Source organism: Leptolyngbya subtilissima AS-A7 (genome assembly GCF_039962255.1).
Lineage (GTDB): Bacteria > Cyanobacteriota > Cyanobacteriia > Phormidesmidales > Phormidesmidaceae > Nodosilinea.
This window is the reverse complement of record NZ_JAMPKY010000002.1, coordinates 234265-258609: the sequence shown is the minus strand read 5'-3', so window position 1 is coordinate 258609 and position 24345 is coordinate 234265. Positions and strand designations below refer to the sequence as shown.

Annotated in this window: 24 protein-coding genes; 14 read left to right on the top strand and 10 right to left on the bottom strand. The window is 55.1% G+C overall.

Annotation, left to right across the window (positions count from 1 at the left end; genetic code table 11):
- Positions 1 to 50: 50 nt before the first annotated feature.
- Positions 51 to 1415: a GH1 family beta-glucosidase gene (locus tag NC979_RS05765; RefSeq protein WP_190518343.1), complete on the bottom strand. Its 1365-nt coding sequence runs from the start codon at positions 1413 to 1415 to the stop codon at positions 51 to 53.
- A gap of 431 nt (positions 1416 to 1846) precedes the next feature.
- Between NC979_RS05765 and NC979_RS05760 the strand changes: the two genes are divergently transcribed.
- From NC979_RS05760 to NC979_RS05740, 5 genes are all read left to right on the top strand, one after another.
- Positions 1847 to 3292, top strand: a complete 1446-nt coding sequence (locus tag NC979_RS05760; RefSeq protein WP_190518341.1) for an acyltransferase family protein — start codon at positions 1847 to 1849, stop codon at positions 3290 to 3292.
- 18 nt (positions 3293 to 3310) lie between these two features.
- Positions 3311 to 4747 carry a glycosyltransferase family 2 protein gene (locus tag NC979_RS05755; protein ID WP_190518339.1) on the top strand — a complete coding sequence of 479 codons (1437 nt, stop codon included), beginning with the start codon at positions 3311 to 3313 and terminating at the stop codon, positions 4745 to 4747.
- 132 nt (positions 4748 to 4879) lie between these two features.
- Positions 4880 to 5611, top strand: a complete 732-nt coding sequence (locus NC979_RS05750; protein WP_190518336.1) for a nuclease-related domain-containing protein — start codon at positions 4880 to 4882, stop codon at positions 5609 to 5611.
- On the top strand, positions 5608 to 6012 hold the full coding sequence (locus NC979_RS05745) for a DUF433 domain-containing protein (RefSeq protein WP_431191021.1): 405 nt from the start codon (positions 5608 to 5610) through the stop codon (positions 6010 to 6012). The genes NC979_RS05750 and NC979_RS05745 overlap by 4 nt, the downstream gene beginning before the upstream one ends.
- A gap of 2 nt (positions 6013 to 6014) precedes the next feature.
- Positions 6015 to 6356: a DUF5615 family PIN-like protein gene (locus tag NC979_RS05740; RefSeq protein ID WP_190518334.1), complete on the top strand. Its 342-nt coding sequence runs from the start codon at positions 6015 to 6017 to the stop codon at positions 6354 to 6356.
- 29 nt (positions 6357 to 6385) lie between these two features.
- Here NC979_RS05740 and NC979_RS05735 read toward each other — a convergent pair whose 3' ends face one another.
- Positions 6386 to 6841 (bottom strand): GNAT family N-acetyltransferase, encoded by a 456-nt coding sequence (locus NC979_RS05735; protein WP_190518332.1) that lies wholly within the window; start codon positions 6839 to 6841, stop codon positions 6386 to 6388.
- 37 nt (positions 6842 to 6878) lie between these two features.
- Positions 6879 to 7589 (bottom strand): TIGR02466 family protein, encoded by a 711-nt coding sequence (locus NC979_RS05730; protein ID WP_190518331.1) that lies wholly within the window; start codon positions 7587 to 7589, stop codon positions 6879 to 6881.
- A 167-nt stretch (positions 7590 to 7756) separates the two neighbouring features.
- On the opposite strand from NC979_RS05730, the gene NC979_RS05725 reads away from it, so the two are divergent.
- Positions 7757 to 8446, top strand: a complete 690-nt coding sequence (locus tag NC979_RS05725; protein WP_190518329.1) for a glycerophosphodiester phosphodiesterase family protein — start codon at positions 7757 to 7759, stop codon at positions 8444 to 8446.
- Positions 8447 to 8563: 117 nt separating this feature from the next.
- Complete coding sequence (locus NC979_RS05720) at positions 8564 to 9391, top strand: TIGR04283 family arsenosugar biosynthesis glycosyltransferase (protein WP_347403926.1); 828 nt, start codon at positions 8564 to 8566, stop codon at positions 9389 to 9391.
- A 17-nt stretch (positions 9392 to 9408) separates the two neighbouring features.
- Here NC979_RS05720 and NC979_RS05715 read toward each other — a convergent pair whose 3' ends face one another.
- The 3 genes from NC979_RS05715 to NC979_RS05705 form a co-directional block, all read right to left on the bottom strand.
- The gene (locus tag NC979_RS05715; RefSeq protein WP_431191020.1) at positions 9409 to 9672 is read right to left on the bottom strand and encodes a hypothetical protein; all 264 of its coding nucleotides are present in this window, start codon (positions 9670 to 9672) and stop codon (positions 9409 to 9411) included.
- Between the two features lie 34 nt (positions 9673 to 9706).
- The gene (locus NC979_RS05710) at positions 9707 to 10003 is read right to left on the bottom strand and encodes a BrnT family toxin (protein ID WP_190518325.1); all 297 of its coding nucleotides are present in this window, start codon (positions 10001 to 10003) and stop codon (positions 9707 to 9709) included.
- A gap of 67 nt (positions 10004 to 10070) precedes the next feature.
- Positions 10071 to 11189, bottom strand: a complete 1119-nt coding sequence (locus NC979_RS05705) for a geranylgeranyl reductase family protein (RefSeq protein WP_190518323.1) — start codon at positions 11187 to 11189, stop codon at positions 10071 to 10073.
- A gap of 213 nt (positions 11190 to 11402) precedes the next feature.
- On the opposite strand from NC979_RS05705, the gene NC979_RS05700 reads away from it, so the two are divergent.
- The 5 genes from NC979_RS05700 to NC979_RS05680 are packed head-to-tail and all read left to right on the top strand — an operon-like array spanning position 11403 to position 15026.
- Positions 11403 to 12284: a DUF4382 domain-containing protein gene (locus NC979_RS05700; RefSeq protein ID WP_199308791.1), complete on the top strand. Its 882-nt coding sequence runs from the start codon at positions 11403 to 11405 to the stop codon at positions 12282 to 12284.
- A complete protein-coding gene (locus NC979_RS05695) occupies positions 12281 to 12769 on the top strand; it encodes a carboxypeptidase-like regulatory domain-containing protein (RefSeq protein WP_190518320.1) in 489 nt (162 codons plus the stop codon). Before NC979_RS05700 ends, NC979_RS05695 begins: the two co-directional genes overlap by 4 nt.
- On the top strand, positions 12769 to 13413 hold the full coding sequence (gene cbiM / locus NC979_RS05690; protein ID WP_190518318.1) for a cobalt transporter CbiM: 645 nt from the start codon (positions 12769 to 12771) through the stop codon (positions 13411 to 13413). The genes NC979_RS05695 and cbiM overlap by 1 nt, the downstream gene beginning before the upstream one ends.
- Before the next feature lie 6 nt (positions 13414 to 13419).
- Positions 13420 to 14217: a cobalt ECF transporter T component CbiQ gene (cbiQ, locus tag NC979_RS05685; protein ID WP_190518315.1), complete on the top strand. Its 798-nt coding sequence runs from the start codon at positions 13420 to 13422 to the stop codon at positions 14215 to 14217.
- A gap of 11 nt (positions 14218 to 14228) precedes the next feature.
- Positions 14229 to 15026, top strand: a complete 798-nt coding sequence (locus NC979_RS05680) for an energy-coupling factor ABC transporter ATP-binding protein (RefSeq protein WP_190518313.1) — start codon at positions 14229 to 14231, stop codon at positions 15024 to 15026.
- A gap of 258 nt (positions 15027 to 15284) precedes the next feature.
- On the opposite strand, the gene nrdJ is transcribed toward NC979_RS05680, so the two are convergent.
- The gene (nrdJ, locus tag NC979_RS05675) at positions 15285 to 17468 is read right to left on the bottom strand and encodes a ribonucleoside-triphosphate reductase, adenosylcobalamin-dependent (protein ID WP_190518311.1); all 2184 of its coding nucleotides are present in this window, start codon (positions 17466 to 17468) and stop codon (positions 15285 to 15287) included.
- Positions 17469 to 17802: 334 nt separating this feature from the next.
- On the opposite strand from nrdJ, the gene NC979_RS05670 reads away from it, so the two are divergent.
- Positions 17803 to 17952: a hypothetical protein gene (locus NC979_RS05670; protein WP_190518309.1), complete on the top strand. Its 150-nt coding sequence runs from the start codon at positions 17803 to 17805 to the stop codon at positions 17950 to 17952.
- Positions 17953 to 18072: 120 nt separating this feature from the next.
- Here the strand turns inward: NC979_RS05670 and NC979_RS05665 are convergent, their stop codons facing one another.
- Together NC979_RS05665 and NC979_RS05660 are read right to left on the bottom strand one after the other, a co-directional pair.
- A complete protein-coding gene (locus tag NC979_RS05665; protein WP_190518307.1) occupies positions 18073 to 19692 on the bottom strand; it encodes a B12-binding domain-containing radical SAM protein in 1620 nt (539 codons plus the stop codon).
- Between the two features lie 198 nt (positions 19693 to 19890).
- Complete coding sequence (locus NC979_RS05660; RefSeq protein WP_347403925.1) at positions 19891 to 21243, bottom strand: RecQ family ATP-dependent DNA helicase; 1353 nt, start codon at positions 21241 to 21243, stop codon at positions 19891 to 19893.
- A 302-nt stretch (positions 21244 to 21545) separates the two neighbouring features.
- Here NC979_RS05660 and NC979_RS05655 point away from each other — a divergent pair, with 302 nt between their 5' ends.
- Positions 21546 to 22322 (top strand): GAF domain-containing protein, encoded by a 777-nt coding sequence (locus NC979_RS05655; RefSeq protein WP_190518305.1) that lies wholly within the window; start codon positions 21546 to 21548, stop codon positions 22320 to 22322.
- Positions 22323 to 22442: 120 nt separating this feature from the next.
- On the opposite strand, the gene NC979_RS05650 is transcribed toward NC979_RS05655, so the two are convergent.
- On the bottom strand, positions 22443 to 22721 hold the full coding sequence (locus NC979_RS05650) for a hypothetical protein (protein ID WP_190518303.1): 279 nt from the start codon (positions 22719 to 22721) through the stop codon (positions 22443 to 22445).
- Between the last annotated feature and the right edge of the window lie 1624 nt (positions 22722 to 24345).

Below are 24345 nucleotides of genomic sequence, written 5' to 3'. Positions count from 1 at the left end.
GCCTCGTTGGAGGTAAGGCCGATCAGATTCAACCTTCTATCTGCAACTGACTACACCACGCGATTTTCTTCAATGCAGCGGGCGTACCAGTGGTAGCTGGCTTTGGGAATGCGCTGCTGGGTGGCAAAATCCACATAAGTGATGCCAAAGCGGCGATCGCGTCCATAGGCCCACTCAAAGTTATCCATAAAGGTCCAGAGGAAATAGCCCATCAGTGGATAGCCCTCTTGCACGGCGCGGTGGGCCGATCGCAGGTACTGTTGCAGATACTGAATGCGATCGAGATCCAGCACTTCTCCGGCGGACGTGAGTTCATCCTGGGCGGCGCAGCCATTCTCGCTGATGAAAACGCGTAGCTCGGGGCGCTGAAGGGTATCGCTGATGTGGCGCACGCCCCAGTAGAGGCTGTCGGGCAAGATATGCAGCCAGGGCATGTGCATGCGCGGGTAGCTCTGGGGAAAGGGCAGGTTTTCAAAGCCCCTGGCATTGTCAGCCGCTCTCACATAGACTCCCGTGTAGACATTAAACCCGAGAGAATCCAGCGGTTGGTGAATGGTGGCTAAGTCGCCGGGCAGAATGTCGGGAGCATTCTTGCCCAAGTCTGCCAGCAGTTGGGGATTGTATTCCCCGGTTAGGGCCGGGTAGAGAATGCCGCCGTTGGTGCCCGTTCGGGGAAAGGCCGCCTGGGCCGCCGCGATATCCGCCGGAGTGTCGGTGAGAGGGACGGTGGCGAGGTAGTTATCCACGAGCGCTACTTGGCAGGGCTGGGGCGAGGCGGCACGAATGGCCTGGCAGCCGAGGCCGTGGGCCAGCAGGGCGTGGTGGGAGGTTTGCCAAACTTCTTTGCTGGTTTTGACCACGGTACCGGGGGCCATTTCGGGAACGTGGCCGACGCCGTAACCGATGTGGGTAAAGCAAAAGATTTCGTTGAGGGTCATCCAGTGGGTGACGCGATCGCCCAGCTTTTTCACCACCACCGTGACGTAGTCGGCAAAGTCTTGCGCCATCTGGCGACTGCGCCACGAGCCGTACTCGTCTTCGAGGGCTTGGGGACTATCCCAGTGAAACAGGGTGGCGTGGGGAGTGATGCCAAACTCCAGCAGGGTGTCGACCAGCTCGCTGTAGAAAGCTAAACCGGCATCATTCACCGCGCCGTGTCCCTGGGGGATGACGCGGGGCCAGGAGATGCTGAAGCGGTAGTGGCGCACACCCAGGTCAGCCATCAGGGCGATGTCGTCGCGGAAGCGGTGGAAATGGTCGCAGGCGATCGCCCCGGTATCACCATAGAGCACCCGCCCTGGGGTTTGGCTAAAGACATCCCACACGCTGAGGCCTCTGGCCTCGGCAGCGCCCTCAATTTGGTATGACGCAGTCGCTACCCCCCACTGAAACCCCGGCGGAAATGTGTATACCATCGCTTTGCCCTAATACTGTTTTTGAATACCGCGTTACTCAACTGAGGGACGCTTTGAAAAGCTTGAATGATGGCTTGTTCCCTATGAATAGAGACATAGAGTTTGTTCTAAAGCAGAAGCGGGAACTAAAACCCTGCAAAAAACGTCGCCTCAAAAACTCTCAAAGCTGGCCTCTTTCGCCTAAGTAAATACTACCTAGGGCTGATTTTCATCAAGTTTTATTGCATGTATTCTGAACGAAATGTTACGCTCGCCGCTGCTTGCGCGATCAGTAGGTTTTTCTCAATTGATGGCTATGCCCGAGCGACAGCTTTCCCATGGGTCGCGCCTGTGGGCATAGCGGTGTTTACTGGTTTAACCCACTCTAGTAACCCTTGTATAGATGAGGGTTCAGAGCGCTTCGAGGCCAAACTTACTGAAGTCGTCGGTCTATGTCTCAATTCAATTCTAAGCATTATCAGCCTTCAAAACAACGGCTTAATTGGCTAGAAGGTATTCGGCTATTAGCAGCCGTTGGCATTTTGCTCTATCATGCCCAGCTGCTGTTTACGAAGTATGCTTACACTCCCCAGCCCACTGGGCTGCGAAGCAACTGGGCCACCATTGCCGAGGCCAACGCTCATCTTGGCCAAAATGCGCTGGCTTCTGCGATCGCGCTACCGGTTTGGTTTGGCTTTCAGGCGGTCGACATCTTTATTTTAATTGCTGGCTTTGTGCTGGTTTTGTCACTGCGCAGCAAAGCCCATGCTGTTGGCGCAGGCGAATTTATTCAAAGTCGCCTGCTGCGAATTCTCTGGCCGTTTTGGACCGTAGCCTGGCTGGCCTATCCCATTCTTTGGCTGATTGGGATTGCCACTAACAGCTACCGACCGTCGCCGTGGGATACCTTTGCTGGGGCTACATTTCCGCTGCTGTTTGGCTTTGACGGCGAGCGTTTGTTGGCGACCAGCGGCCCCTGGTGGTTTATTCCCCTAATTATTAGCTTCACGCTAATTTCTCCCATCCTCTGGCAACTTTTAAACCGCTGGGGAACCCGCAATTTGCTGCTAGTGAGTTTAGTAGTCACGTTGCTCTATCGCTATGCAGCGGTCTACCACTTTGGCGGGCATCTGACCTACTCCATGCTTGACACGCCCAACAACTGGCTGCCCTTTGTCTCATTTGTGGCCAAGCTGAGCACTTTTGTCGTCGGCATGGCCATGGCAGAGGCTTACTGCCAGCACCGTGGCCCCTTATTTTGGCAGCCTCAGCGGCTGCTTTGGATTGGGCTACTGGTCTACGCTGCGGGCTTTGTAGCGCAGTTCTATCGAATGGGCTGGGTGGTCTGCGATCTGCTGTTACCCATCGGTTTTGTCATGATTGCGGCGGTGGTACTGCGATCGCTCAGCAATGTGCCGGCGCTGTCAGCGGCTATGGGGCGGCTGGGTGTCCACAGCTATAGCTACTTCTTAATCCATGGCTTTGTGATCGATCGCACGATCAACCTGTGGGTGCAAGATAGCGTTTGGCGCTACTGGGTTGCTCTACCGCTAATGGTCGTTGGCACCCTAGCGTTGGCCATGATTGCCGATGCGGCGTGCCCCTTCATTCAGCGCAGCGCTGTGCAGCTATGGCGCGACATTGACTATGTGCTGATGCAAGACCCAACGGCTGAAGGTGCTAGCTGGTGTCCGGTGGTGGGCGATCGCGTCAGCTACAAGGGCAGCCGAGACTGGATTGTGCAGAAGATTGAAACTCTGCTCGACGAAGGCGAATCCTATCTTTGCCAAATTTCAGAGGGTCGCCGCACAATCTGGGTCAACGCCAACCATTTAAGCCTGGTTGAAGCTACGTCGAGGGTGCACAGCCCCTACGCGCCAATTAAAACTGTTGTTTAAGCCAGGAGTTGCACTGTAGTGACCAAAACGTGGTCTAGCGAAATTCAAAAGGTCATCTTTACCCACGTGCTGCTGATTGGCCTGCCCACCGTTTTTTATGGATATTTGCTGCTTAGCGGCTGGGGTTTGATGGGGCCACGGGCTGTGGTATTGACGCTTTTTTTGTTCAATGCGGTGATTATCATCGTCGAGTCGAGCAATGCGTTATTTCGCCGGTTTGCAACCCATCGCCATCGGCTTAGCCCTCCGTCAGAGCAGACCCGAAACCAGGTCAAAGCCTGGATGGGAGTGCGAGGGGCTGAGTACCCCTCTCCCCTCGATCCGGTGCCCCGCTGCTCATTTTTAGTGGCCGCCTACTTGCCCAACGAGCAGAACATTATCGTTGAGACTCTGCACCATTTGCTCACTCACATCGAGCGACCGGCGGACGGGTTAGAAATTATTTTGGCCTACAACACGCCTGTGGATTTGCCCATTGAGGCTGAGCTACATCAGCTGGCCAGGCAGCATGATGAGCTGATCATTTTGCGGGTCGAAGGCAGCCGATCTAAGGCCGAAAATATGAATGCCGCCCTCGACATTGCGACGGGAGAAGTCACCTGTGTTCTCGATGCCGATCACCATCCCAGTGCCGACTGTTTTAGGCGGGCGTGGCACTGGATTGCTCAGGGGTACGATGTTATTCAAGGCCGCAACGTCATTCGCAACCATGACGAAAACTTTCTGGCTCAAAACGTGGCGATCGAGTTTGAGCAGATGTACGGCATTAGTCACGCGGCGAAGTCGTTTCTGACTGACACCAGCATCTTTGGTGGCTCGAACGGCTACTGGCGAACCTTGGTGCTCAAACAAATTCGCTTCGACCCCAACCGATTGACTGAAGATATTGACGCCTCTTTGAGAACGCTGCTTAACGGCTACAAAATTTTGCACGATCGCAGTATCGTAACCAGTGAGCTAGCGCCCGCCTCGCTCAAAACACTTTGGTTTCAGCGCAAACGCTGGGCCCACGGCTGGCTAGAAGTGTCGCTGCTCTATCAGCGCCGGTTGTGGCGATCGCCTCACTTCAACAACTGGCAAAAATTCTACTGGACGTATCTGCTCTACTACTGCGAATCTTTCGCCCTAATTTCGCTACAGCTCTTGCCGGTGCTGCTGGCCTTTTTGCTGGTGCCCGGTGCGGTGTCGGGCCAGATGCAAGTTTATTTTTGGGTTGCCGGTGGCCTGTCGCTTTTCAGCGGGGTTTACCAAATTCTAGCAACGGCAAAGGTTGCGTCTAGGCGTTATCCGCTGACTTACTACATTAAGCATGTGCTGTTTTTGCCTTTCTACGTCACCCTCAAAAACTCGATCGCGATCGTCGCTATCTACGACTACCTCAATGGAGAAAATACCTGGGTTGTGACCCCTCGCGATACGCGATCGCAGAAGCGGTATCGCCTTAAGCAGGGGTAAGGGTTTCGGTTGGTTTCGCGCCATGTATCTGGGGCATACTCTCAGCGTGCCTAGCAGCTCGCCCCAGGAAGTTTATCAACTATGAAGCTAAACGCCCGTAGGCAACGGGTATCCCCCCTAAAAGACAAACCTTTGCGGAACCCAGGGCAATCCCTTGATGAAGAGCTACAGCGTTTGTGGGATGAAGACCTCAACACGTGGCTGAGCCTGTTTTTGCTGCCCATCATCTTTACCGCATACGAGTGGTGGCGTGCAGTGAGCAACACCCCGCCGCAGCCTTTAGGAGCCCTCATAGTCACCATCCCAATTTCGAGCTGTGCCTGCTTTCGGCTCTACCGATTGAGACTACAGCTCAGGCGCCTGAGGATGGCGCGAGATGGAGAGAAGGCGGTTGGACAATACCTGTCAGATTTGAGAGAAAAAGGTTACCGAGTCTTTCATGACATTGTGGGAAAGGGATTCAACGTCGATCACGTGGTGATTTGCGATCGCGGCATTTTCACCATCGAGACCAAAACCTACAGCAAACCATCGTCTGGAAAATCCACTATTCACTTCGATGGCGAAACCATTCAAGTTAACGGCCAGCTGATGGAGCGCAATGCGGTTGAGCAAGCTAAGGCACAGGCCTACTGGGTCGCAGAAGTACTGAAGGAAAGTACCGGCAGATCTTTTGCTGTTAAGCCAGTGGTGGTTTTTCCAGGATGGTTTGTGGAGTCGTCTAAGACAAAAGGGCCCTCTGACCTCTGGGTGCTGAACCCCAAAGCGCTGCCCAGTTTTATCGATAACGAACCGCAACGGGTTGCCCCAGAAGATGTCAAGCTCGCGGCTTACCATCTATCTCGCTACATTCGTACCTCTTGAAACTGGAGTTAGTTCAAACTCCAGCGGCTCTCAACCAGCATCTTCTACAATTTGATGATGTAGAGCTAACGATGATGACCCTCGACCAACTCCAAACCGAACTGCTAGCGCTTTCGCCCCAAGAAAAAGCGCAAGTCATTCAACTGCTGGTCTCTAGCCTCAGCGGTACCTGGGTTGGCATTGAGAAAACCCCTGGCGTTATGGGCGGCGATGCCTGCATTCGTCAAACCCGCATTCCTGTCTGGCTGCTAGTTAGCCTTCGCCAGCAGGGCGCAACCGAAGCCTTTCTTTTAGAAGATTATCCCGACCTCACTGCCGCAGACCTCACCAATGCCTGGCTCTACGCCAGCACCCACCAATCCGAAATTGAAGTTGCCCTTCAACGGCAAGCGGCAGCCTGAGCATGGCTCAACTCTACGCCGATGAGGGTTATCCTCGCCAAGTCAGCCGGCTGCTCAAAGACTTAGGGCATGACGTGCTGACCGTTCAAGAGGCAGGACAAGGGAATAAACGCATCCCCGATGAAACAGTGTTAGCTTTCGCTATCAGTCAAAATCGAGCTGTGCTAACCGTTAACCGAGGTGACTTTATTCGGCTGCACAACCAAGATTCTGAGCACGCTGGCATTATCGTTTGTACAGAAGACATCGATCGCCAGGGGCTTGCTAACCGAGTACACCAAGCGATTCTTGAAGCAGGAATTTTGGCAGGACAATTGATTCGCGTAAATCGTCCCAATTCCTGAATTGTGGCTACGACATTCTGACGCTGTGGCTAAAGGCTTTTCTCCATAAAGGAGCTGTTGGGGTCGTTGGTGTAGTCACCAAAAGGACCTCGGTACTCAAAGCCGTAGCGCTCGTACAGGGTGCGGGCCGGGGCAAAAGCAGGGAAAGAGCCCGTTTCTAGATACAGATGGGTGTAGCTCCGATGCCGAGCGACATCAATAATGTGTTCTAAAATGCTAGAGGCGATGCCCTTGCGGCGATGGGCAGCAGGGGTTCGCATCGACTTAACTTCGCCGCTGGTGAGGTCGAGTTCCTTCAGCGCGCCGCAGCCCAGAAGGTCATCACCGTCCCAGGCCGTCCAGAAGGTGATGTTTGGTGCCCTCAGCTTCTCCAAATCCAGCGCGTGAACGCTGCCGGGGGGCGTAATCTCGTGCATGTTTTCCAGATGCTCGCGCAGCAAGGCGATAATCTGCGGCCCGGTCAGATCGTCTTCGCGGATGTGCATTCGGCTCACCTCCCTAACGTGTTGGGAAATTTTACCGTTAGGAAATCTGACCAAACCGTTGCCACTGAACCGGGGGCGGCATGAGAAATTCGTAGGCCCCTGCCGCTTGCCCCGGCGCGGCGGTGAGCACAATGTCAAACGAGAGCGACAGGCGCAGCTCGTCGGTGTGGTTGGGCGTTACCCCGTGGCGCTGTTTGGCGGGGAAGACAATCAGCCGCCCTTCGGTGGGCAGGTAGAGAGCCTGGTCTTGGTTGAGGTAATTCCAGGTAGAAATGATGTCGGTGTTTTCGCTGCCCAAGCCGGGGCTGACCTCGTTGGGGCGGGCATCGTCTAAAAAGGTGAGACAGCCAGCGGCATCAGTGCCCGACTCGGGCACGGCGACGTAATACACAGCGCTGACGTGGGCAGTGTTGTGGCAGTGGGCACCGACCTCCTGCTGGGGACGCGATACCACGGGCCAGGCCCGCTGAATGTAGAGATCGATCTGGCTGAGGTCGAGGCCTAGCTCGGTGAGGTAGTTCAACACATGGGTTCCGACCTGGGCCACCACCCAGCTAAAGCGGGGATCGGTGTGCACTTTTTCGACGCCGTGCAGGTCGCCCGTCCAGGCCATTTCGGGAAAGTTGCGGGGTTCGCTGCCGTTGGCTTCTAGGTCAAGAATGGCCTCGGAGAGAGCCGCTTTGTGCTGGGCTGCATCGGGCAGGTCGCTGTAGTAGACGGCGAGGGGAAACCAAGTATCGACGGGCATTGGGGAGATGGGGGAGTTAGGGAGATGAGGGAGTGGGAAGGGAAGCCTTCAGTGAGGGCAAACGGGGTTGGCGCGGGTCTCTGCTGGATTGTACTGTTTAGTCTTGATATAGCTCGACCGACCAGTTTAGAACATTGCTCAGCTTATCAGCCTAGGAGAGGCCAGCGATGGAGTGGATTACGACCCGACCCATTGCCCACCGGGGCCTGCATCACGGGACAGCAGTGCCAGAGAATTCGCTGGCAGCCTTTGAGGCGGCGATCGCTGCTCACCACCCCATCGAACTTGACGTGCAGCTACTGGCCGATGGCAATCTAGTTGTGTTCCACGATCGCGATCTGAAGCGGCTAACGGGCAAAAAAGTCCGTATTGCTGAGCAAACGTTGGTCACGCTCAAGCGCTATCGCCTCTACGACACAGACCAAACCATTCCTGCGCTGGCTGAGGTTCTGTCTTGTGTTGAGGGGCGAGTGCCGCTGCTAATCGAAATTAAAAACAAAAAGAAAGTTGGCCCGCTGGAGCAAGCTCTAGTCAAAACTCTGGACAGCTACCGGGGGGAGTTTGCGGTGCAGTCGTTTAACCCGCGATCGCTCCAGTGGTTTAAGCGCCACGCTCCCGAAATTATGCGCGGCCAGCTAGCTAGCAAGCCGCAGCAGTTTTTGCGCAGCAACCTATTGCTTACCTGGGCCAGTTCCCCGCAGTTTATTTCCTATAACGTCAAGGCGCTACCGACGTTACCCACCACTCTAGCCCGCCGCTACTTTAACCTGCCCCTGCTGGCCTGGACGGTGCGCAGCCAGGCCGAATGCGATCGCGCCATTCAGTACGCCGACAACTACATTTTTGACCAGTTTTAGCCCAGCCTCGGCAAACATCAACTTACTCCTCATCCCCTCTGAGGGCCAAGCTGGGTAGATTATCGAAACGCTCACTGGTATTGCGGTATGCCCCTCTCGATCAAAGGTTTATGGGCTGTGGCCAAGGTTCAGATGCACCTGGCGCTAGGGTTACTCACGTCTCGTCAAGCCGGCGGCCCCTTAACCCAATCGTCGAGCCTGGCGGAGCACTATCCCGACTCCGTGGCCTCAAGCACCGATGAAACCCCATCGCAGCCCGCAATCTCTGTCGTGATCCCAGCTTTGAATGAGGCGAGACAGTTGCCAGCGGTGCTAAACACGATCCATCCATTCAGCCCTGTGGAGGTGATTGTGGTGGATGGCGGCAGCGCAGATGGTACTGCCGAAGTGGCCGAGGCTCTGGGGGCCAGGGTAGTCAGGTCGGTTCCGGGGCGATCGCACCAGCTCAACTGTGGGGCTGCCGCCGCCACCGGCCCCCTGCTGCTGTTTCTCCATGCCGACACCCGCCTGCCCAAGGGGTTCGATCGCACCATTCGGCAAACCCTGGCTCAGCCTGGGGTGGCTGCCGGAGCCTTTCGCCTCGCCATCGACGGCCCTGGCCGAGGCCTGCGCTGGGTGGAATGGGGGGTGAATTTGCGATCGCGCCTTCTGCAAATGCCCTACGGCGACCAGGCGATCTTTCTCAAAGCCGAGGTCTTTCACAATATGGATGGCTTCCCCGACCTGCCGATGATGGAAGACTTTGAGCTGATGCGGCGGCTGCGCAAAGTGGGGAAGGTGGCGATCGCACCTAGTGCTGTGGTGACGAGCGATCGTCGCTGGCGCACCCTCGGCATTCTCCGTACCACCCTGGCGAATCAGGCAATGATTGCTGGCTACCTACTCGGCGTTGATCCCCACCAGCTCGCCCGCTGGTATCGCCGCTTGGGGAAACCCAGGCACTGAGCGACACAAGTTAAGTCTTAGGAATCGCTCAGCCCATTGGCCACAGGTTTAATCACTTCTTGCAGAGCTGCTTGCAGCACGTCATCACTGACACCATGCCGTCTCAAGCTTGCAACTAGCTCAGATACATGATCCCCTTCAAGTCGCTCTAAATCGACCCGTAACCCTTGACCAATATAGGCCCGAGCTAAAGGTTGATACCCAGAGAAGCCGAGTAGAGGGGCAATCCGTTTAAGGTCTTCAATCACGTCTTCAGGCATGCGAATGGTGATTGTTGTCATAGGCCGATTTCTGTCTAGCCGTTTCTTCAAATCATCAGCTTTCATAGTATTCACGCTCCTGGCGGGTTGCCCTTCGGGCCGAGATAATCCGAATGGTGTCGCTTTCTCGCTCAATGTAGACAACGTATAGAAGGTTCCAATGCGTATCTAAACCGATGACGGCATCACGTGCTTCATCGTTACGGCTGGCATCAACCACCACCAGCAAGGGGTCAAAGAATACTTGCGCAGCCTGCTGAAACGTTACACCGTCGTGCTTTTGAGGGTTGAGCTGAGCCTTTTCATCATTCCAGACAAAGGAGACTCCATTGAGTACGAAGTAAACGTCCATACCTTGAAATTGTAGCTAGTTCGTAATGACAACGTCAATACGTTTTAGTTAAGCAAGCCCCACCCATCTACCCCGATAACAACCCGCCGCTCAGCCGCTTCATCACCCGACCGGCAATATCGGCGTAGCGCACCTCGCCTGCCAAAATCTGCCCCAGCCGCTGGGTGGCTGTAGGTCGCTTAATGCCCACCCGGTAACCAATTCCCGGCACGCGAAAGAATAACCCCGCAATGCGCTTGGCCCAGGGCATATCTTCGCCCCAGGTAGCGTGCATGGTGGCGGTGTAGTCAGCCAGGGCTTGGGAATCGCCGCCCAGGGCTGCATGAATCGCTTCGGCGGCCCGCACGCCGCTAATCATGCCGGGGCGAATGCCTTCGGCACTGAGCGGATCGACAATGGCAGCGGCTTCGCCCACTAGCACTGCCCGATGGGTGTGCAAAGGATGGTTGCCATCCCACAGCTTCAGCGGGTGGCTGTAGACCGTACCCTGATCGAGGCTTGTCCCAAAGGACTGGCTGTATTTTTCCAAGGCTTTTCTGTAGTCTGCCGGGGCTTGGCCCAAGAAGGTCGCCGCCCCAATCGAGTAACCGTCTGCTTTGGGGAAGTTCCAGGCGCAGCCCTGCTTAACGAGGCCAAATTCAAAGTTGATGGCGCAGTCATCCCCCAGGGGGGCAGGCACTTCCAACACGCTGGCGGTGCGCAGCGTTAGCTCAGGGAAGCCCAGCCATTTGGCCATGGGACCGGTAGCGCCGTCGGCCGCCACGAGGTAGGCCGCTTCTAGCGTGCCAGCCGTAGTGGTTACCTGCCAATAGTCGCCTTGGTTGGCGATCGCCGTAACAGCCGTACCATCCTTCAGCTGTGCCCCCAGCTTTTGCGCCTGCTGCACCAAAAAGTGGTCAAAGACTTCGCGCTTCACCATCCAGATTGGGTCGGTGGTCGCGAGTTCGGCCTCAATGGGGTCGCCTAGCTTGTATGTATAGCGCACTCGGCGCATGGGGCGATCGATCGCCGGGGCAAAGTCAAAGTCAAAAAATTCCGCCACGCTGGGTGACACTGCACCGCTACAGGGCTTGTAGCGGGGTAGCGAATCCTTTTCTACGATCAGCACCGAGTGCCCCTGCTTGGCCAGGTGGTAGGCAGTAGATGCTCCGGCGGGGCCGGCCCCTACAACAATAACGTCGTACATCGGGTTCCTAAAACGGTAGATGGGGCACAGGGGGCTTGCCCTCATCCTACCGTTTTAGCGGTTTGGGAAAACCAGCCTTAAAAATAGGTGCCCCCCCTGGGCATTGCGCGTTTAGGAAGCTCGGGGTTAAGTAAACAGGTTGAGACGTAGTGAGATAAAGCCTAACTCTCGACGACTGCCCCCTGGCGCTGAGCCATTTACTTTTTAGGTACTATGCAACGCAATTTCTTTAAAGCTCTCAAGGTTAGTGCGTTGGGCTGTTTGGCCTTAGGCGTGCTGGCTAGCTGCGGTGGCGAAAGCCCCACCGCCACGGCCCCTGAGGCCGAACCCACCGAACCTACCGAAACCGCCAGCACCGAGGGCGAAACCGGCACGTTGGTGATTCGCGCCAATGGCGAAGATTTTGTGCGCCAGGGGTTCACTACTAAAGACGGCTGGAAAATCGAGTTTGACAACCTCTACGTGTCTTTGGCCGATATCACCGCTGCCCAAACCGATCCTCCCTTTGACCCTGAGGTGAACGATACCCTGGAGGCCAAAGCCGAAGTCAAGGTTGACGGTACCCAAGTGGTCGATCTGGCCGAGGGCGATGAAGCGGCTGAGCCCGTGGCCGTGGGTGAAGTAGAGGCTCCGGCGGGGCGCTTTAATGCCCTGGCCTGGCGCATGGTGCCTGCCGAGAGCGGCCCTTCAGAGGGCTACTCCATCTGGATGCAGGGTACAGCCACCAAAGAGGGCGAAGAGATTCCGTTTACCGTCAAGGTGAATGAAGAGCTGGCCTTTACCTGCGGCGATTTCGTGGGCGACGATCGCAAGGGCATTCTCACCGCTGGAGAAGAAGCTGACCTAGAAGCTACCTTCCATTTTGACCACCTGTTTGGCGATGGTAGTGCCCCCGCTGACGACGGCATCAATACTGGTGCCCTGGGCTTTGGGCCCCTGGCGGCCCTGGCCGAAAATGGCGTGGTCGATGTCGATAGCTCGGCCCTCCAAGCGGAGTTATCGGAGGCCGATTACACCGCTTTTCTCTCGATCTTGCCCAGCCTGGGCCACGTGGGCGAAGGCCACTGTGCAGAAACTAAGCTGGCTACCCTATGAAACTAAACCTGACGTTGGCGTTAACTGTAGGCTTGGCTGGCTGGGCGTTGCCGGCGATTGCCCATGGCGTCACGGTGGAGCATCGCCAGATCAGCAGCGTTGAGATCAACGCTCAATTTGAGACTGGAGAGCCGATGGCCAACGCCCAGGTGCTGGTCTATGCTCCAGACCAGCCCGCCGAACCCTGGCAACAGGGCACCACCGACGACCAAGGAAAGTTCAGCTTTACCCCAGACGCAGCCCAGCCTGGCAGTTGGGAAGTCATGGTGCGCCAGGCTGGTCACGGGGTAGTGACCACCATTCCGGTAGGGAATTCCTCTCCTGAGAACTCTACTTCTGACCCTGGGACAGAGGCGGCAGACGAGCCCAATTCTTTAATCTCTCGTAGTACTGGCCTATCTCCAGTGCAGCAGGGTATTACTATTGGCTCTGTAATCTGGGGCTTTATCGGCACCGCTCTATTTTTTGCCAGAGGCAAGCGCTAGTGCACATTCCCGACGGAATCTTACCAGCCCAGGTCTGCGCGGCTGGGTACGCCATGACTGGAGTAGCAACCTGGTATTCCCTGCGACAGATTAACCGGAAGCCCGACCCCGCTGCCGAAATTCCAAAGGCGTCGCTGTTGACGGCGGCGTTTTTTGTGGCCTCTTCTATTTATATTCCGGTGCCGCCCGCTAGCGTCCACCTGATTTTGAACGGGCTACTGGGGGTGGTGCTGGGCTATTTTGCTTTTCCGGCCATTCTGATTGGCCTATTTTTTCAAGCACTGGTCATTGGCCATGGGGGCATCACCACCCTGGGGGTAAATGCGGCGATGATGGGCATTCCGGCATTGCTGGCGTACCACATTTTTCAGGGCCGTAACACGGTGGGCAAGATGCTCAAAGAGCCGACTCGCACGGGGGTGTTTTCTTTTTTGGGCGGTGCCCTAGGCCTGGGGATCGCGGCCCTGATCTTTCTGGCGCTGATTATTTTCAACATTCCCGCCGAGCTCAATGCGGGGGCGGAGCGGGCGGCGGTGCTGACGCTGTCGGTGGGTCACGTGCCCCTGGCCGTTATCGAAGGAATATTTACGACCATGCTGGTGCTGTTTTTGCGTCGGGTAAAGCCCGAGTTGCTGGAGGGTTAGGCCACCATGGGAGCTGCTAGTCTCGATACCTATGTACACCGTGAGTCGGTGATCCACCGCTGGTCGCCCCGACTGAAGCTAGTTAGCTTAGTGGCGCTGATGTTTGCCTTTGCCATGGTGCGTCAGCTCACCCTGGTGCCCTGGATGTTGGGGTTGGCAGCCATGCTCTACGGGCTCTCGGGGCTGCCGGTGTCGTTTTTGCGTCAGCGGCTGAGCTATCCAGGGCTATTTATTCTGTCGCTGGTGGTGGTGCTGCCGCTGACGGTGGGCGATACGGTGCTGGGTCAGTGGGGCTGGCTGACTCTGCGCCAAGAGGGGTTGCAGGCGACGCTGCTAATTGTGGGGCGGTTTTTGTCGATTTTGACCCTGGGGTTTATCTTGCTGGGGACGACGCCGTTTTTGACGCTGCTACACGCGATGCGATCGCTCGGTCTGCCTACCATCTTGGCGGATATGACGCTGCTCTCGTACCGCTACCTATTTGAAATTGCCGCCATGCTGGCTACCATGCAGCAGGCCATGCGGCTGCGGGGCTTTGGCCAGCGGCGGCAGCGCTGGCTGCGGATAAACGGTCAGATGATGCAGCAGCTAGCCATGCTGGCCGGCAATCTGCTGATTCGCAGCTATGAGCAGTCTGATCGAGTCTACCGGGCCATGCGCCTGCGGGGCTACGGCTATGGAGGCAAGGTAGCGGTGGGGCAGAGCGCTGCAGCGCAGCCCAGCACCCTAAGCTGGGGGCTAGCGGCGGTGGTGCTGACGGCAGCGGTCAGCCTAGTAATCGCTGAAGGACTTTTGCGCCTGTGAGGGATACGCCAATGATGAATTCAATTTCGACTGGGTTTGACCCCTTAGCCATGGCTCAAAAGCCTCAACGAGAGGCGCTCGCGGCCCGCGATCTCAGCTTTGGCTACCCTGACCAGCCCGAGGTGCTGGGGAATATTTCGCTGACCATTAGCGAGGGCGATCGCGTCGGCATTATTGGCCACAACGGCTGCGGCAAGACCACTCTATTTATGTTGCTGTGCGGCGTGTTCACCCCCGCCGCCGGGGAAATTTACCTGTTTGGTGAACCGCTCAAGCCTGGTCAGTTTCGCCCTGAAGTCGCTCTGTTGTTCCAAGACCCGGACGACCAGCTGTTTTCTGCCTCGGTGCGCGATGATATTGCCTTTGGCCCTCAGAATATGGGCCTTGACCCGGCAGAGGTAGAGGCGCGGGTTTCCCAAGCTGCTGATATGGCTGGCATCGCCCACCTGCTCGATCGCCTGCCCCACCACCTGTCAGGGGGCGAAAAACAGATGGTGGCGATCGCCGGTCTTTTGGCCATGACCCCCCAGATCATTCTCTACGACGAACCCACCGCTAGCCTCGATCTGCGTACCCGTCGCCGCCTGATTCGCTTTCTGCAAAACTCTACCGAGACCGTGCTGATCTCCTCCCACGATCTGGAGTTTGTGCTGGAGGTGTGCGATCGCGTCATTCTGATCGACGAGGGCCGCATTATTGCCGACGGCTGCCCCCGCCGGATTATGGGCGATCGGGCACTGATGGAAGCCCACGGACTGGAGAAGCCCCACTCGCTGATTCCCCATATTGATCCCCACCATGGGGGGTAGGGAGTAGGAGGGTAGGAGGTAGGGGGTGCAGGTTTTGAATCGTTTTTTCTGCGTTTGGATGTGATACAGCCATATTTGGGGTAAAGCTAGCAAAAGAATGAAAAATGAAAAAAGTGTCGGTTGGGCTTAAATCCTGTTCTTTTGGGCTGTCCTAGCCTAGGCTTCACCTAATGCCCGAACTAAGGAAAAAGGGGTTCCTGACCTGTGCAGGAACCCCTTTCGCTATCTCTCTAGTCTCAACGGGCTAACAGGCTGGATCTAATCCGGCTTTTTCTCCGGCATCATGCACTTGTCGGAGTCGCAGCCAGCGGGGCCAGCTTCGATCAGCTCGCCTGCGTCGTAGCGCGATAGGGCAGCGTGGAAGTTTTCGGTGCCGCGCCGCGCTTCTACCTGCTGTTTGAGGGCCTCGAACGTAGCCTTGTCGATGGGCTCGAAGGGCAGACGGGGGAAAGTTTGCAGGTCGTCGAACCGGGCCAGCAGGGCGGCGGAAATGTAGCCTTCATCGTTTTGAATGGTTTGGTAGATGCGCTCGGCCAGCGACTCTAGCTCCGGTTCGCGAAACTCGATGGTGGCCGAGGTGTTGTGGGTAGTGTAGTGTTTCTGCACCTGCATGTAGAAGTCGAACTGGGCCGCCGCCGAGAATTTCTCAATGGCGATTTCGTCTGCCCCCGGTAGGTTGGCCCAGGGCACCTCGACCGGAATTTCCACCAGCCACTCGGTGCAGCGGGGATCAAAGGGATCGTCGAGCAACCCGCCGTTCTCGTCCTTATCTGACTGGGAGGGCACGATGGAGTAGCCGTAGTCGATACAGGCCATTGCTACGGGATCATTTTTGCGGAAGGTGATGCGGCGAATGAAGCGCTGGGCCTTGGGGGGGTGCCAGCCGGGGCTAGCGCCCGTGAGCAGCGATTTGGTGCCCGCCGGCTGTACTGTGGTGCAGCGGTTGGGGCGAACTAGGTTATGGCGATCGCAATATTCCCCCACCACTCGGTGCACAATATCCTTCCACCGAGTCAGAAATTCTTTCTCTTTGGCCTTGAAGTCAAGTCCCTGCATGGTGTTGGGGCGGCCTGCCTCCCACCAGCGCAGCCACTCGACCCCAAAGGCAATCACGAAGAAGTCAAATAGGCCGGTGAAGGAGACACCGACGATCGGGTCTTCCAGGCGCGACTTTTGGTAGCGGGGTTCCTGGAACTGGTGGTTGAGCAGCACCGCTACAGACAGTGCCGCTGCGGTAAAGGCGTCTTCCTGATCCTTTAAGTTCTTTGGATCGAGCTGGTTGAGGTGTACTTCCGCCAGATTGCAGTGGAAGTTGGCCCCCAGGATCTCACCGCAGGGGTTGAGACCGTAGCGATCGTCGGCTCCGGCCCGGCGCTTCGCTTCCCCAGCCCACTGGATTGCGCCTTCGCCCGAGTAGAACTGCTTGCGAACCGAATCGATGCAGTCTTGCAGACTGGGCTTAGTGTGGAAGACGCGAGTGTGGTTGGCCATGCGCAGCACGTCGCGCTCGGGGTCGATGCGCCAGTTGCCCTCGGCGTCCTGCTGCCAGAGGTTGTCTTTAGCGCTGGCGGCCAACTCGTCGTTGCTGTCGAACTGACGCATACCCGCGCTGCGGCGGATGTTGCCGGCTACTACGCAGGCGGCGGCTTCGTCGATCAGCAGGCAGCACTCAACAGAATTGAGCTGACGGCCCAGAGCCTTGTTGAGAATGTTGGCGCAGCGATCGTAGAGCAGCGATAACCGGACGGGATTGGCCACACCGCCAAAGCCCTTGAGCTTTTCGCCAGCGGGGCGCACGTCGCGCAGGTCGATAGTGACGCTGACATCTCCCGTGAAGCGATCGTCGGTGGACAGCTCCAGCAGGGTTTCGTAGGATTTCACCCAGCCCTGACGGCTGTCGCCGACGCGAATGGCTACCTGGTTGCCCTCAATGGTGACTTCGGTGACTTCGCGGCGCTCACTTACCGGGGTTTCGCCAATGTCGCCGGCCATGGTGACGATCAGCCGGTTGCGAATGACGGGAATTTGGTTGATGTACTTGGGTTCGAGAATTGCCCCGGTGCCGCAGCCCATCATGGCCAGATCCATCATCAGGCCGAAGGCGCGCCAGTCAACCACGTCGGTGCTGGTGCAGTTATAGGCCCCGGAAAAGTTTTCGGGCTGCTTGCTCCAGTCGGTGCCGCCCACCCACAGCCAGCGACCAGAGGGTAGCGCCTTAGCCTGGCGCTGCATGCGGTTGAGTAATGCTGTCTCTTCGGCGGTGAGGTTACCGAGTTCGACCAGACCGGCTAGGGTGCGATCGCATACCTGATCCCAGGTTTCGCGCTGCCCCTCTACCACCTCGCCCCGACGGCTGTAGGTGCGATAAAACACGGGAAACGCCGCCGGAGCTGCCTCAGGGAATGGCCCCTGTAACCGGGTACGGGGAAGTTCTTGAACCATGGGATCAGCCTTTTGCTAGCAAGAGAGTACGTAGATCGGCGCATCGCCCACACCCAGCGGTAGAAACCCACATGCATCGGTAGATTCTCGCCTGAGCCGAGTAAAGCGCCCCAATGGTCGATCATCATACCCGATTATTTTTAGATGTAGCGTTTAACAACTCAATTTCCTCCAGATATAGCGCTAAATCTAGAAGCTCCTGGCTGCATGGAGTTCAATTCATCAGGATCTCAAGTTGTGTTGCAAGGTCAACCCTGATCCCAAGGTTTTTGTCATTATTAAATTAGGATCCAAAACTTTCTATATAAGCCGTTTCTAAACAGTGAGAGGCCCCATGGAAAAAGTTTGCTGGGAGCAGTTTAAGCACCGCTACGAAGGCCCCGACGGCCAGCTTAAAGCCTGGGCTGACTATCAACGGGCCTATCAACAGTGGCGGCGATCGTGCCTGACAGATGCGGCGCCCCTGGGGCCGAGCCATCAGTAACGTCTTCTTCCATTTTTAGAAGTTTCGACTACCCCTTAACCCGTGCCAAAAAATGGCCGAGAGGCTTAAAGTCCCTCGGCCATTTTGCAATGACTTCCTCACGTAGCGCTAGGGCTAAATCTAGCTGACGGGCACCGCCATAGCTTCAGTTTCGGCAGCTGTCGCTGTCTGATCGGTGAATTGCTTGGCTTCTAGATAAGCCGCTAGCTGCTCCTCAATGTTCTGCCGCACGATCTGGCGGAAGTCGATGAAGTGCTCAGCCTGGGCGCACACCGACACGTAGTTAGCTACCACCGCTGGGTAGCGCCACAGCATAATGGCCAGGTTGATCCAAAACCGTAGCCGGGTCTTGCGCATCACGCCCTGCCGCCACACGACAATTAAAAAGGCGCGAATGGTGACCCAGTTGATATCAGGAGTACCAGCGGAGGCGGTGCGGTTTTTGTAGTTGCGCTTTTGGGCCTCGCCCAGCATTAAAAAGTGGCGGAACGTGCGGTTGAGCACCGTCAGCGGGTCGTAGAGATCCCAAAACACCTGAATGTATTCTTCGGTGATTTCTTCGATGGGCCGGGTGGGCACAAAGTTCATCAGGGTGGTTTGGTTGATGTCGGCGCTCTTGCTCAGCAAGCGGCCTTCTTTCTCTAAACGGTGGGACAGGGCTGTGTCGGGCAGGGCTTGCAGCATGCTCACCAGCGCCGTGGGGATAGCGGTCTGCTCAACAAACTCGTAGATGCGCCGACCGGCCCCAGACTTTTCGCCGTCAAAGCCGACGATCAGCCCGGCCATCACCCGCAGCCCCGCCTGGGCGATGGAGATCACCGACTCCGAGAGGGGGTCGCGCATGTTCTGAAATTTTTTGGTCATGTTCAGGCTCTCGTCATCAGGGGTTTCAATTCCTAAAAAGACGGTGCCGAAGTTGCAGTCGACCATCATCTGCATCAGTTCTGGATCTTGGGCCAGGTCTACCGAGGCCTCGGTGGCAAAGGAGAAGGGATAGCCGTGCTCCTCCATCCAGGGTTTCATGGCCTTGAGCAGGAGTTTGACGTTGCGCTTGTTGCCGATGAAGTTGTCGTCGACCATGAAGATGCTGCGCCGCCAGCCCAGGTCGTAGAGGCATTGCAGCTCGGCCAGCAACTGCTCGGGGTCTTTGGTACGGGGCTTGCGGCCGTAGAGCACGATGATGTCGCAAAACTCGCACTGAAAGGGGCAGCCGCGAGAGAACTGCACCGACATCTCGGCGTAGGCGTCCATTTCCAACAGGTCATAGCGGGGCACGGGGGTGCTGGTGACATCGGGCTTCTCGCCGCCGGAGCGGAAGGTGCCGCTGCGATCGCCTCGTTCCACCGCCTCTACAAACATGGGTAGGGTAATTTCCCCTTCATCGAGCACCAGAAAATCAGCTCCGGCAGCTTCAGATTCTTGGGGAATAGCGGTGGGGTAAGGGCCGCCCACCGCTACCAACTTGCCGTAGCGCTTAGCGGTCTGTACGGCGTCTAAAAAGTCTACGCGGTGGACAATCATTGCCGAGATGATGACAATGTCGGCCCAGCGCCACTCGTCGTCGCGCACCTCCCGCACATTGCGGTCTACCAACTTGTAGTCCCAGGTTTGGGGCAAAATCGCCGCTACGGTCACTAGCCCTAAGGGGGGCAACTGCGCTTTCAGCCCAACCAGCTCTAGCGTTTTGTCAAACGACCAAAAGCTTTGAGGAAAGCGTGGATAAACCAAAAGAATATTCATAGAGACCGTATGGGTATCCTCGCCATGCTACGGGAGTTATCTGAAATAATCAAACGCAAAACTTGAGAATGTGATACCTAACGGTAACAAAAACTTTAGAAAAACCTAAGGTATGGATCCTCAACTTGTCAATTTTGCTGACCGTGATCAAATGTGGGTATCGGTTTGTGCATCACTTAAAGACGGGAGAACTCGCGATTAGTTCGCGGACGACCGACGAGTTTTGGCCGGAGAATGACAGTTGTCGCAATGCCCACAACCTCCTAGACGCTGCGCCTCGCTGCGAAAACCAAAGGCTACGAGCAGAGCCTGCCAGCGACAGTGACGGCTGTGGAGGAATTGATGCATCTGCTGGCTGGCTGACTCCTGCGATCGCACCGGTTGCGCCGACCGGTCGATGAGCTGGTACTGAAACGGGCTCATCCACTCCAGCTGGCCAACGCTGTGCAGCCACGATAGGGAAATAGCCCCGTGCTCAAACTGCTGGCTAATGTCGCGCACGTCTCCCTCAGGCGGAATTTGGGTGACTAGGCGCTGGGCTTTTTGCTGTAGAGCCTGGGTTTGAGTCTCAAAGAATTTGGCCCGCTGGCGATCGCCCGGCTCCAGCCAACCCATCGGCTCGCTTACTATAGTTAGCGCCTCGGCGGTGTTACCATCGCGCCCGGCTCTCCCCACCTCCTGCACGTACTCAGTAATGGTGCAGGGGGCTTGGTAGTGGACCACCCAGCGAGTTGACTGTTTGTTAACGCCCATGCCAAAGGCCGAGGTGCAGACCACAAACTGAAGTTTGTCGGCCATCCAGTCAGCCTCAATCTGGCGGCGATCGCGGCTGCTCAACCCGGCGTGGTATGGCGCTACCCGATAGCGATCGCCCAACTGCTGGGCGATCGCCTCGCTATCTTTGCGAGTGCGCACATAGACTAACCCCGCCTGGTTGGAGTGCTGCTGAAGGTAGCGCTTTAACACGCCCTTGCGCTGGCCCTCGCTGACCACAGCCTTCACTCGCAGATTTAAGTTAGGACGGTGGGGATTAAGCCGCACAACCTGGGGCGACTGAAGCTGTAGCACTTCGCGCAGGACGGTTTGGGCCTCGGGATCGGCGGTGGCGGTAAAAGCCGCAATGGGCAGGGTGCTACCAGCTGGGCGGCAGTCCAGCAGCGCTTTTCTCACCGTCCCCAAGCGGCGATAGGCGGGGCGAAAAGTTTCACCCCACTGCACCAGGCAGTGGGCTTCATCCAAAATTAGGCCATTGAGCCGGAGTTTCGGTTGGCAGAGCCGTTCCCAGACGGGCGGACTAAACAAGGTCTCAGGCGAAACGTAGAGCAGCCGCAGTTCTTGACGTTCTAGTGCCCTGAGGGTGCGGTGCCGCACGGGTGGTGGCAGCTGACTGTGGAGGGTGGCAGCGGGCAGGGCTTTGTCTTGCAGCTCTTGCACCTGGTTTTCCATCAACGCCACCAGGGGCGAAACCACCAGCGTCAGGCCCGACTGCAGCAGCGCCGGTAGTTGAAAGCAAACCGATTTTCCGCCCCGTCTTATCTTGAGCCAAATCACTGAAACCCTTATTTCAAGAGTCTTTCAGCTCGTTGATATATATACAAAGTAAACTTGATTCACGCTGAGATTGCCATTGTCTACTGACCAGAGTTTGTCATTATCCTTGCTTAAACTGAGTTATTGACAAACACAGGCGGCAATTGTCTTAGGCATTTTGCCCAATTTTTTTGCGCTAGCAAACTTTATATAGCCTAAATGGATCTACTCAATGGAACAAGCCAATATCTGCTTAACTTAGCTTCTTTATGCGATAATTGCTTAGATTTATTGATTTATAGGCTTTAAAGTACCTGTATGCTATGCGCAGACAGTTAACGCCAACCCTTATATTTGCGGCTTCTGCGGCCGTCACTGGAGTGATTGGTAATAAAGCAGATGTTTTCGTAGACAAAGTCTTACCTTTTCTTGGGAAGTCATTGACATTTGATGTTGGTACGCTTGTATGTATCTTAGTTTTGTTTAGTGGCCCCCTGACATACACGGTCATCAGACATCAAGCGGCTTTGAGATTAGTATCAGACATGCATAGACTAGATGATAGTTTATTCAGACTTATTCCTTCACTATACAAAGCTTCTGAGGCTTCTGAAAAAGAGGATATAAGAAAGAAGTCTGTAAAAAAGTTGATGACAGACCTAGTTAAACTAGAAACTTTTAATACTTGTGGCGTAGCTTTGTACTGCCGAAAAGCTCAAAGTGACTATTTAACAACTTGGCTGCGATACTCTACACCGAACGAAACTGATGATGTAGCTCTTACCTTCTTTATAGGAGATGACAGCTTACAGGGAAGCCCATCTGGGAGTCGTGGAATTGCAGGTTTAACATTTCTTGATAACCAAATACATATAGTTCATTTCGACAAGAATGGCGATGCAGATGATAACCGCTACATAGAATCTCCTGCTGGACGCATCGGCTATCGTTCTCTTATTTGCGCTGCTATCCCCAGTGAAAACGGCAACCTTGGCGTTCTATGCCTTTACAGTAGCCACCAAGATAGCTTTGATCGTCGAGGGATGCGCGATGTAATACAAGGAATTGCTGATAGATTTTCGGTACTAATGGAAGCATGATTCTAGGTAATGATGATACATGAGTCCGTTAAAGCTATTAAAGCTATGCATTTTTACAAACACCAAAAGACCGCTGAATGATTTCACTCAGCGGTCTTTTGGTGTTTGTAATCTTCTAAATCATTTTGAGAGCTTCCTCTCGTTTGGATCTACTAGCTTCTGAAGAGCATTACATAATATAGAAGCTAGGGTAGATATATGGTAGGCAGCTTCACCATAATCTGTTGATAAGTCTTCTTCTATCTTTTCGAGTTCGGCCTTAGTGACTTTACCTTTTAGGTAATCTGATGAAGCCTCTTTTAAAAGATGGCTACGCTGATTAGTAGATAACTCGTTCCGGGAAGTATCTGAAGACTCGTCTTTATTAGAGTATTTTGACCCTTCCTTATCCCGCAGCATATGTAAAGTTCTCACTTGTCAATATTCATGAGCCAATGCCACACCAAAAATAACTGATCTATTTAATCTAGAAACTGAGAGCGAGATAAGGCTACAAACTGGACCCTTTCAAGACCCCATGCACCCTTAAGTTCTTAGTCCCTGCGTGATCAAAAGATCAATTCAAGTAGATTCGCCCATTCTCGACCCTGACAAACCTGTCGTCAATACCTAGAAACGAGGTACGACTAACTACGTTCAGCCTCCTATTATACAAATATCATCACCTCACTCGATTGCTAATGTCTTGATAAAAGTTTTCCCCAAAAACGCCTCTAATGGCGGAAACTCGTGAAAATCTGTGGAAAACATGCAACTCAACTGTGGAAAACCTGTGGATAAGTTCCAACATATTTGACAGGTTTCGCGGAAATTGTTATCAAATCTTAACAAACTGGAAGTAGATTTAAGTCCTAAATCGACAGGAATCTTGAGGAAATCTTAACTTACATAAAATTCTCACTCCATGCGTGACTCATAGGCAAGCATGGAGTGACAGAGTCCTATCTCCACACGAATGCCTTGCCAATGTTCATTGAGATACGGCAACAGATACACTCTCAAATTAACGCTCCTGCACCGGAGAGCCTCTATTGATGGATAGGTTTCTAAAGACTCTGCTTCATCATGTCTACTAGCACGTTCGTGACCTTACTCCGCCACATGGTGCTCTCCCAGGCGTAGACGATGAACATGAGATCGATCAGTAGCAGGCCAATGATGAGCAGCCGAATGGCACGGGAGTTAGGCGCATAAGGGCATATTGAAGGTGAGTCGAAGAGTGAGGCCTATTATGCCCAACGACCCAGAGGCAGTCTATGACGGAGAACAAATCCCTTCTCCTCTGGCACGTCACACACTAGAGCAGCGGCTAGACATGCTTGACTGGCACCCGCTGTTTACAGGTCGCTGTCCTGCTTGCGAGATGCCACTACTTCAGCCAGAGCCGCCCAGGGCTCATTGGGACTGTATATGTGGATGGACTAATAAGATTAAATGTTGACTCTGATAAATAAGCTAGCGTAGACAATCTCTGGATAGTCTTCAGCATTTGCTTCGCTGTTCCGGTGCTCATAAGGGCAAACGCAGCATCGTCTATGTCTAACGAGGTTACGCTAGGAAGGTTACTGAAGTCTTGGCACTGAATAAAATTTACACAGATACCCTCAAAGCCTATGACACCCACACAGAAAGCCAAAGCCCTCAAGAAGCTCAAACGACTACTTCGGAAGAAGACGCACAGGAACGCTCTTCACAGGGGCACCGGCACGGGGGCTATGCCACAGATGGTAACCCTACGACCGGAACCACCCAGGGAGCCGGATGCGTTCTACGGCAGAGAGTAAATCTCTTCTCCTCCAAAGCAACACGCGCCAGAGCAGTGCATAGTAATGCTTGATTGGCATCCTCTCTTCACTGGCCGCTGTCCCCGATGTGAGATGACGCTACTTTAGGTAGAGCCGTCTAAGGTCCACTGGGACTGTGGATGGTAGCTGATTCGGTTTGAGTTTAATATTTTTCACCAATATAAATATATACTTAGCGAGAACATTAGCATCTTGACAGCTTGAATTGTAGTGACGAA

Bases quoted from the DNA above. Each gene is read 5' to 3' on its own strand.
- NC979_RS05765 (WP_190518343.1), bottom strand. From the start codon at position 1,415: ATGGTATACACATTTCCGCCGGGGTTTCAGTGGGGGGTAGCGACTGCG.
- NC979_RS05760 (WP_190518341.1), top strand. From the start codon at position 1,847: ATGTCTCAATTCAATTCTAAGCATTATCAGCCTTCAAAACAACGGCTT.
- NC979_RS05740 (WP_190518334.1), top strand. From the start codon at position 6,015: ATGGCTCAACTCTACGCCGATGAGGGTTATCCTCGCCAAGTCAGCCGG.
- NC979_RS05735 (WP_190518332.1), bottom strand. From the start codon at position 6,841: ATGCACATCCGCGAAGACGATCTGACCGGGCCGCAGATTATCGCCTTG.
- NC979_RS05730 (WP_190518331.1), bottom strand. From the start codon at position 7,589: ATGCCCGTCGATACTTGGTTTCCCCTCGCCGTCTACTACAGCGACCTG.
- NC979_RS05725 (WP_190518329.1), top strand. From the start codon at position 7,757: ATGGAGTGGATTACGACCCGACCCATTGCCCACCGGGGCCTGCATCAC.
- NC979_RS05715 (WP_431191020.1), bottom strand. From the start codon at position 9,672: ATGACAACAATCACCATTCGCATGCCTGAAGACGTGATTGAAGACCTT.
- NC979_RS05710 (WP_190518325.1), bottom strand. From the start codon at position 10,003: ATGGACGTTTACTTCGTACTCAATGGAGTCTCCTTTGTCTGGAATGAT.
- NC979_RS05705 (WP_190518323.1), bottom strand. From the start codon at position 11,189: ATGTACGACGTTATTGTTGTAGGGGCCGGCCCCGCCGGAGCATCTACT.
- NC979_RS05700 (WP_199308791.1), top strand. From the start codon at position 11,403: ATGCAACGCAATTTCTTTAAAGCTCTCAAGGTTAGTGCGTTGGGCTGT.
- NC979_RS05695 (WP_190518320.1), top strand. From the start codon at position 12,281: ATGAAACTAAACCTGACGTTGGCGTTAACTGTAGGCTTGGCTGGCTGG.
- cbiQ (WP_190518315.1), top strand. From the start codon at position 13,420: ATGGGAGCTGCTAGTCTCGATACCTATGTACACCGTGAGTCGGTGATC.
- NC979_RS05680 (WP_190518313.1), top strand. From the start codon at position 14,229: ATGATGAATTCAATTTCGACTGGGTTTGACCCCTTAGCCATGGCTCAA.
- nrdJ (WP_190518311.1), bottom strand. From the start codon at position 17,468: ATGGTTCAAGAACTTCCCCGTACCCGGTTACAGGGGCCATTCCCTGAG.
- NC979_RS05670 (WP_190518309.1), top strand. From the start codon at position 17,803: ATGGAAAAAGTTTGCTGGGAGCAGTTTAAGCACCGCTACGAAGGCCCC.
- NC979_RS05665 (WP_190518307.1), bottom strand. From the start codon at position 19,692: ATGAATATTCTTTTGGTTTATCCACGCTTTCCTCAAAGCTTTTGGTCG.
- NC979_RS05655 (WP_190518305.1), top strand. From the start codon at position 21,546: ATGCGCAGACAGTTAACGCCAACCCTTATATTTGCGGCTTCTGCGGCC.
- NC979_RS05650 (WP_190518303.1), bottom strand. From the start codon at position 22,721: ATGCTGCGGGATAAGGAAGGGTCAAAATACTCTAATAAAGACGAGTCT.